This window comes from Thalassovita autumnalis, from assembly GCF_001458255.1.
In the GTDB taxonomy this organism is placed as follows: domain Bacteria; phylum Pseudomonadota; class Alphaproteobacteria; order Rhodobacterales; family Rhodobacteraceae; genus Thalassobius; species Thalassobius autumnalis.
Genome location: NZ_CYSB01000002.1, coordinates 1 through 1,178, shown reverse-complemented (window position 1 = coordinate 1,178; position 1,178 = coordinate 1). Strand labels below are relative to the sequence as shown.

The following is a 1,178-nucleotide window of genomic DNA, read 5'->3' as shown; positions in this document are numbered from 1 at the left end:
ATGGCAAAGGAAAAGTTTGAGCGTTCCAAACCGCACGTTAACATCGGCACCATCGGCCACGTTGACCACGGCAAGACCACGCTGACCGCAGCAATCACCAAATACTTCGGTGACTTCCAGGCATATGACCAGATCGACGGCGCGCCTGAAGAGAAAGCCCGCGGCATCACCATCTCGACCGCACACGTTGAGTATGAGACCGAGTCGCGTCACTACGCGCACGTTGACTGCCCCGGTCACGCTGACTACGTGAAAAACATGATCACCGGTGCTGCCCAGATGGACGGCGCGATCCTGGTTGTGAACGCTGCTGACGGCCCGATGCCGCAGACCCGTGAGCACATCCTGCTGGGCCGCCAGGTTGGCATCCCGAAGATGGTTGTTTTCCTGAACAAAGTTGACCAGGTAGACGACGAAGAGCTGCTGGAGCTGGTGGAAATGGAAGTCCGCGAGCTGCTGTCCGAGTATGACTACCCGGGTGATGATATTCCGATCATCGCAGGTTCGGCTCTGGCGGCGATGGAAGGCAACAAGCCTGAGATCGGCGAAGAGAAAATCAAAGAGCTGATGGCAGCTGTTGATGAGTACATCCCGCAGCCTGAGCGTGCGGTTGACATGCCGTTCCTGATGCCGATCGAAGACGTGTTCTCGATCTCGGGTCGTGGTACCGTTGTCACCGGCCGTGTTGAGCGTGGCGTGATCAATGTTGGCGACGAGATCGAAATCGTTGGCATCAAAGACACCTCGAAAACCACCTGTACCGGTGTTGAAATGTTCCGCAAGCTGCTGGACCGCGGTGAAGCCGGCGACAACATCGGCGCACTGCTGCGTGGCGTTGACCGTGACTCGGTTGAGCGTGGCCAGGTTCTGTGTGCCCCGGGTTCGGTGAACCCGCACACCAAGTTCGAAGCCGAGGTCTACATCCTGACCAAGGAAGAAGGCGGCCGTCACACCCCGTTCTTCGCGAACTACCGTCCGCAGTTCTACTTCCGGACCACCGACGTGACCGGCACCTGCATCCTGCCCGAGGGCACCGAGATGGTTATGCCTGGCGACAACCTGAAACTGTCGGCCGAGCTGATCGCCCCGATCGCGATGGAAGAAGGCCTGCGCTTCGCCATCCGTGAAGGCGGCCGCACCGTTGGTTCCGGTGTTGTTTCCAAAATCATCGAGTAATC

General features: G+C 58.6%; 1 protein-coding gene. It reads left to right on the top strand.

The window, feature by feature from the left end; all coding sequences use genetic code 11:
- The coding region (gene tuf, locus TL5118_RS00020) for an elongation factor Tu (RefSeq protein ID WP_058245297.1) at nucleotides 1–1,176 on the top strand (1,176 nt) is incomplete at its 5' end.
- Nucleotides 1,177–1,178: the final 2 nt, after the last annotated feature.